This window comes from Winogradskya humida (assembly GCF_016862215.1).
In the GTDB taxonomy this organism is placed as follows: Bacteria; Actinomycetota; Actinomycetes; order Mycobacteriales; family Micromonosporaceae; genus Actinoplanes; species Actinoplanes humidus.
This window is the reverse complement of record NZ_BOMN01000095.1, coordinates 36811-42810: the sequence shown is the minus strand read 5'-3', so window position 1 is coordinate 42810 and position 6000 is coordinate 36811. Positions and strand designations below refer to the sequence as shown.

Below are 6000 nucleotides of genomic sequence, written 5' to 3'. Positions count from 1 at the left end.
GGGCGGGCTTGTCTGGGCGGGCTTGTCTGGGCGGGCTTGTCTGGGCGGGGCTGTCTGGGCGGGGCTGTCTGGGCGGGGCGGCGGGGCCGGCCGCTTACTCAGCGGGAGGCGGGTTTCACCTGGCTGAGGAGGGCGGCTGCTTCCTGCGGGGTGAGCGGGCCGTCGACGTGCAGCGCGGGGAGCATCAGCGGGTAGACCCGGCCTGCGTTCCAGGAGCGCTCGTAGGGGGCGGCGTCGAGCACGATGACGCGTACGCCGTCGTGGTGGGGGATGTAGGCGGGTTTGCCCTCGTTCCAGATCCAGTCGCCGTTGGCGTCGATCATGTTCCAGCTGCCCGTGATGCCACCCTCGGGTGCCGGGTCACCGGTGCTCGCCGCGGCGATCTCGATCTCCGTCGGCGGGCGCCCGGGCAGCAGGGTCTCGTCGGCCCGGCCGTCGGCGGGTGAGCTGATCAGGGCGGCGGCGAGGAGCGTGTGGAGCTGGAAGTTGTCGGCGATGCCGCCGATCGTGACACGGTAGCCGCGGCCGGTGCCCGCGAAGCCGCGGTCGAGCACGATCAGCGGTTCGTCGTCGAGGACCTCGAGCAGCCCGGCCAGCCAGGACGGCGTGCCGAGCCGTTCGCGGACGGGTTCGATCGCGGCGGCGAGCCGTTCGCGGCCGGGTAGCGCGGCCCGGGCGTCGGCGCGCTGGCAGAGCACCAGCAGCGGCTGGACCAGCTGGTCGGCGGACATCCAGGCCTGCATCAGCAGCTCGGCCTCGTGCGCGTCGAGGCTGCGGCGGCGGGCGAGCTCGGTGAAGCGGGCGAGCGCCTCTCGGGCCGTACTCTCATCGGTGAGGTCCGGGATCTCGCCGAGGTCCGCCTCGCACAGGCCGGCGAAGAGCGCGGCCGACTCCAGCACCTCGGTGGCCCGCTCCACGAGGACCGGCAGCACCACGAGCGGGTCGGTGCCGAGCCCGGCGACGGCGCCGATGACCTGGGCGAGGTCCTGCGCGAAGAAGAACGGCATGGCCCGCATCCCCTGGACGAGGCGTTCCAGCGCGGTCTGCACCTCGGCCGGCTCGGCCCGCTGCGCCTGCTCGACGATGCCGGCCAGCGCGGCCTCCCATTCGTCGGGGTCGGCGGTGCGGCTGAGGACATCGAAGTACACGTCGAACGTCACCGCCGCGATGTTACCGGGGTACAGGTGCTGTCACGCGCCGTGGGCGTAGAGCGCCAGGCGTACCCGGTTGGGGCTGCCGGTCTTGGTCATCAGGCTGGTGACGTGGGTCTTGACCGTGGTCACGCCGATGTGGAGCCGCTCGCCGATCTCGGTGTTGCCGAGGCCCTCCGCGACCAGGGCGAGCACGTCGCGTTCCCGGGCGGTCAGGGCCACCGCCGTGCGCGGCCCCTCCGTGGGGGCCTGAATCGCCCGGCGGACCAGCCGGCGCAGGACGTCCTGACTGAACGGGCTGTCGCCGGCCGCCGCGCGCCGGATGCCGTCCAGCAGGTCCTCGGGGGAGGCGTCCTTGAGCAGGAAACCGCAGGCCCCCGCGTTGAGCGCCGGGTAGAGATGGTCGTCGTCGCCGAACGTCGTCAGCACCAGCACCCGGGCGGCGGGCCGGGCGGCCAGGATGCGCCCGGTCGCGGTGATGCCGTCCAGGCCGGGCATGCGCAGGTCCATCACGGTCAGGTCGGGGGTGAGCCGCTCGGCGAGGGAGACCGCGTCGCGGCCGTTGTCCGCCTCGCCGACCACCTCCAGGTCGGGCTGGGCGTCGCACAGCATCCGCAGGCCCGCCCGGATCAGATGCTGGTCGTCCACGAGAAGAACCCGGATCATGTGGCCACCTTCGGGAGGATCGTGCGGACGCGCCAGCCTGCGTCGACGGGGCCGGCTTCGAGCTCGCCGCCCAGCACCGACACCCGTTCGCGCATCCCGGTCAGGCCGTGCCCGCCACCGGACGGCACCGGCGGGACGGCCCGGGTGCCGCGGCCGCCGTCGTCGCGGACCTCCCACGTGACGTCACCGTCGCCGACCGCGACGACCAGCCGTACGTGGGTGCCGGGGCCCGCGTGTTTCGCCACGTTCGTCAGGGCCTCCTGGGTCAGGCGCAGCACGGCGAGGCCGCGGACCGCGTCGAGGGCGCCGGCTGCCGGGGAGATCTCCGCGTCGACCACCAGCCCGGAGCGGCGCGCGGTCTCCACGGCGCCATCCAGTGCCGCGGGCAGGGCGGCCGGTTCGATTGCGGTGAGGGCGGCGTCCCCGCGTACGCCATCGGGGTCCCGAAGCACCGCGACCAGCCGCCGCAGGTCCGCCAGGGCCGTCGTACCGGTGCCGTGCACATCGTCGAAGACGTCGCTCACCTGCGGGTCCAGCCCGGGCAGCACGTGCCGCGCCACCCCGACCCGCAGCACCATCGACGCCACGTGATGCGCGACCACGTCGTGCAGCTCCCGGGCGATGGCGGTGCGCTCGTCGGCCCGGGCCGCGCGCAGCTCCGACTCGCGGCGGCGGTGCCCCTCGGCGACGCGTTCCGAGGCCTCGCGGGCGAGCTCGGCGCTGATCCGGACGACCATGCCGAGCAGCAGCGGCACGACGACCGCCACCATCAGGCCGAAGACCCGCACGAACAGCGACCCGTACCCGCCGGCCACGTACACCACCGAGAGCAGGCCGGCACCCCACCAGCGCACCACCGGCTTCGCCCAGATGGTCACCTCGAGCAACGCCCAGCCCGCCCCGACCTGGTTGATCGTCGGATCGTCGAGCAGCCCCATCGCCACCGCGAGCAGCGCGGCCTGGGCCGCCAGGTTCGCGGTCGGTCGGTTGCGCAGAACCAGCGCCGCCGCGAAGGCAACCACCGCGAGCACCCACTGGTCCGCCCCCGGCGACCGGTGCGCCTGGACGCTGTAGACCAGGAAGCCCACGCCCGCCAGGTCCACCAGCACCCACCGCACGAGAGCGCCGCGTGCGTCGAAGAGCCGGCCTGCCCATCTCACGGCCCTCACCCTATGCCGCCGGAGCATCGCTCTCCCCGCACCACTCACCCACATCGGTTGTGCACAACTTGGTTGTGTGCAATTTAATTGTGCACAACTTAATTGCACACAACTTAATCGTGCACAACTGAATCGCCCGCAACCGTTTTCGGGCGCCACCAGCGGCGGAGGACGAGGTACGCGAGCAGCCCCAGCGGCCCGAGCAGGATCGTGAGCAGCAGAACCGGGGCCATGACCAGCGCCGGAATCGCGCGCTCCCGGCTGTCGAGCCAAGCCCACCGCCCGACGAACAGATCAAAGGCGATCATGTGCGCCCAGCCCGCGGTGGCACCGTCGGCCGAGCCGAGCAGCTCCCGGACACCCCCGAGCGTCGGTGAGGCGACAGCCGGGAGGACCTCGCCGAACGACCCGGCCACGGTGATCGCGTAGATCAGCAGCGGCGGCAGCACGATCCACGGCGAGCCGATGATCCGGCGCGTCCACGACCAGCCTGGCAGCAGGATCATCAGGGCCCAGAACGGCGCGGCGCAGTAGAACGTCATCGTGAACAGAAACCCGGTCATGCGGTCACAGCCTTCCGGTTCGCGGAGAGATACACACCGGCGGCGGTCGCGGTGGCGGCCACGATGACGGCCAGGGCGGTGAGGGTCAGGGCATCCGGGTGCACGACCGGCTGGCCGCGCAGTGCCTGCCAGGTCAGGACGACGGTCACCGCGCCGTAGGCCGTTCCCGCGATCCGGAGCAGCCCGATCTGCGTACGCTGCGCGAGCCGCCCGCCGAGCCGGGCCAGCAGGAGCGCGAGCAGCGGCAGGGCCTGCAGGGCGTGCAAGCCCACGAAATGCCCGGCGCGCAGGTCGCCGCCGACCGTGCTCCAGCCCAGCACCGGCAGTCCGGGCCCGCCGTCGAGAGTGCCGACGCTGTGCGCACCGGCGATGTTGTCGATACCCGGTGCGGCTGTCGGCAGGACCATCGGGACCGCTGCCAGCATGCCCAAGGACGACAGACCCAGTCCGAGTCGTACGCCCAGAGCGGCGACCCGGTCGGCGATCCGTGCCCGCAGCACCACCACGGCGATCACGATCTGTGCCACGAACAGCGCCATGATCGCGACGGCCATCACGTTCCAGAGCACCGAGTTGAGCGCGCTGGTCTGGTTGTAGTGGCTGGTCTGGCCCCGGGCGGCCTGCCCGGCGATGACGACCATCTCGGCGACGCTCATCGCGACGATGACGACGGTCGACCACTCGGCGAGGCGGCTGCGCCGGGGCAGCAGGGTCAGCATCCACGCGAGGGTGCCCGCGTAGAGGACGAACGAGACGGAGAACTTGAACGGCTTGAGCCAGACCGGAGCTCCGGTGACGATCCGGTCGTCGGCGGCGAGTCCCGCCAGGGTGGCGATCGTCAGCACGGCCATGGCGGCGGCCAGGACCAGCAGCGGACGGTTCCAGCGCTGGAGCCGTACCGGCATGTTTGTGGTGGTCATGGGTCGATCCTCGGGTGCCGCGGCGCCCGTTTCGCCCGCCCCGGGGCCGGACCCGCGGCCGCTGGTCCGAGCCTTGCCTCCTCCCTGGGGAGGAGGCACGTTTATGCTCCGAACCGTGATCGCGAATCCCGGAATCGTCTTCAAGGACCATGTCGTCGCCGTGCCGCTCGACCACTCGCGGCCGGACGACGGGGAGACCATCGAGGTGTTCGCCCGCGAGATCGTCGCCGCCGACCGGGCCCGCGACGAGCTGCCGTGGCTGTTGTTCCTGCAGGGCGGGCCGGGCAGCCCGGGGACGCGGCCGTTCGGGCAGGACGCGTGGCTGCGCCGGGCCCTGCGCACGCACCGGGTGCTGATGCTGGACCAGCGCGGCACCGGGCGCAGCACGCCGATCACCGCGCGGACGGTGCAGGGGATGACCGATGAGCAGATCGCCGCGTACCTGAGGCTGATGCGTGCCGACAGTATCGTGCGCGACGCCGAGATCCTGCGGGAGGAGGTCGCCGGCTGGGTGCCGTGGGACACCTTCGGGCAGAGCTACGGCGGGTTCTGCACCCTCACGTACCTCTCGATCGCGCCTGAGGGTCTGCGTAACTGCTACGTCACCGGGGGTCTGCCGGGGCTCACCGCGACGGCGCAGGACGTGTACGCGCGTACCTATCCCCGGGTCGCGGCCAAGAACGCCGCGTACTACCAGGCGTACCCGGAGGATGCCGCCGCGATCCGCCGCCTGAGTGACCGGCTCACCGCCGAGGATGTCCGCCTGCCCGACGGTGACCGGCTCACGGCCCGGCGCCTGCGACTGCTCGGCTCTGCCTTCGGCATGAGCAACGGCTTCTCGAACGTGCACTGGCTGATCGAGTCCGCCGGCCTCGGTGCGGAAATTCCCGATGCCTTCCGGTACGCCGTGACGAGCGAGACCGGGTTCGTCGACCGCCCTCTGTACGCGTTGCAGGAGTACTGCTACGGCGCCCCGGGCAGCGCGACCGGGTGGGCCGCCGAGGAGGCGATCGCGCTGTATCCGGAGTTCGCGGAGAAGGCCGACCCGCTCTACTTCACCGGCGAGATGATGTTCCCCTGGATGTTCGAGGAGATCAAGGCGCTGCGGCCGTTCGCGGGGGCCGCCGAGATCCTGGCCCGCGCGCAGGACTGGCCCGCCCTGTACGACCCGGCGCGGCTCGCCTCGAACGAGGTCCCGGTCCGCGCGGCGGTCTACCACGACGACATGTACGTCGACGCCGGCCTGTCCCTGGAGACGGCCGCCGCGGTCGGCAACGTCCGGACGTGGGTCACCAACGAGTTCGAGCACGACGGTCTGCGCGCTGACGGCGAGCGGGTCCTGGGCCGCCTGATGGATATGGCCACCGGTCTGGCGTGACGCTGGGTGACGGTCTCGATGGGGTGGGCCCGGTCACCAGGTTCGCCGGAACGGCCGCCGGGGGCGTAAAGTACGCAGTACTCCGGAACTGCGTGCTCCTCTGACGGGCACCATGCGCAGTCGGCCGGTCTATTGGCCTCGTTGTTCGGTCTATTTGGCATC

At 71.9% G+C, this 6000-nt stretch carries 6 protein-coding genes; 1 reads left to right on the top strand and 5 read right to left on the bottom strand.

All coding sequences use genetic code 11. The features are described 5' to 3' along the window. Positions 1-98: 98 nt before the first annotated feature. The 5 genes from Ahu01nite_RS33820 to Ahu01nite_RS33800 form a co-directional block, all read right to left on the bottom strand. Positions 99-1160: a hypothetical protein gene (locus Ahu01nite_RS33820; RefSeq protein ID WP_203840777.1), complete on the bottom strand. Its 1062-nt coding sequence runs from the start codon at positions 1158-1160 to the stop codon at positions 99-101. Between the two features lie 30 nt (positions 1161-1190). Further along, positions 1191-1817, bottom strand: a complete 627-nt coding sequence (locus tag Ahu01nite_RS33815) for a response regulator (RefSeq protein ID WP_203840776.1) — start codon at positions 1815-1817, stop codon at positions 1191-1193. Continuing rightward, complete coding sequence (locus tag Ahu01nite_RS33810) at positions 1814-2977, bottom strand: sensor histidine kinase (protein WP_203840775.1); 1164 nt, start codon at positions 2975-2977, stop codon at positions 1814-1816. The genes Ahu01nite_RS33815 and Ahu01nite_RS33810 overlap by 4 nt, the downstream gene beginning before the upstream one ends. Before the next feature lie 113 nt (positions 2978-3090). After that, entirely contained in the window at positions 3091-3540 is a 450-nt protein-coding gene (locus Ahu01nite_RS33805) for an ABA4-like family protein (protein WP_203840774.1), read from the bottom strand. Continuing rightward, complete coding sequence (locus Ahu01nite_RS33800; RefSeq protein ID WP_203840773.1) at positions 3537-4460, bottom strand: hypothetical protein; 924 nt, start codon at positions 4458-4460, stop codon at positions 3537-3539. The genes Ahu01nite_RS33805 and Ahu01nite_RS33800 overlap by 4 nt, the downstream gene beginning before the upstream one ends. A gap of 115 nt (positions 4461-4575) precedes the next feature. On the opposite strand from Ahu01nite_RS33800, the gene Ahu01nite_RS33795 reads away from it, so the two are divergent. Next, on the top strand, positions 4576-5838 hold the full coding sequence (locus Ahu01nite_RS33795; RefSeq protein ID WP_203840772.1) for an alpha/beta fold hydrolase: 1263 nt from the start codon (positions 4576-4578) through the stop codon (positions 5836-5838). The last annotated feature ends 162 nt before the right edge of the window (positions 5839-6000 follow it).

Excerpts from the sequence above, each read along its gene's own strand:
- Ahu01nite_RS33805 (WP_203840774.1), bottom strand. The coding sequence starts at position 3,540 with ATGACCGGGTTTCTGTTCACGATGACGTTCTACTGCGCCGCGCCGTTC.
- Ahu01nite_RS33800 (WP_203840773.1), bottom strand. The coding sequence starts at position 4,460 with ATGACCACCACAAACATGCCGGTACGGCTCCAGCGCTGGAACCGTCCG.
- Ahu01nite_RS33815 (WP_203840776.1), bottom strand. The coding sequence starts at position 1,817 with ATGATCCGGGTTCTTCTCGTGGACGACCAGCATCTGATCCGGGCGGGC.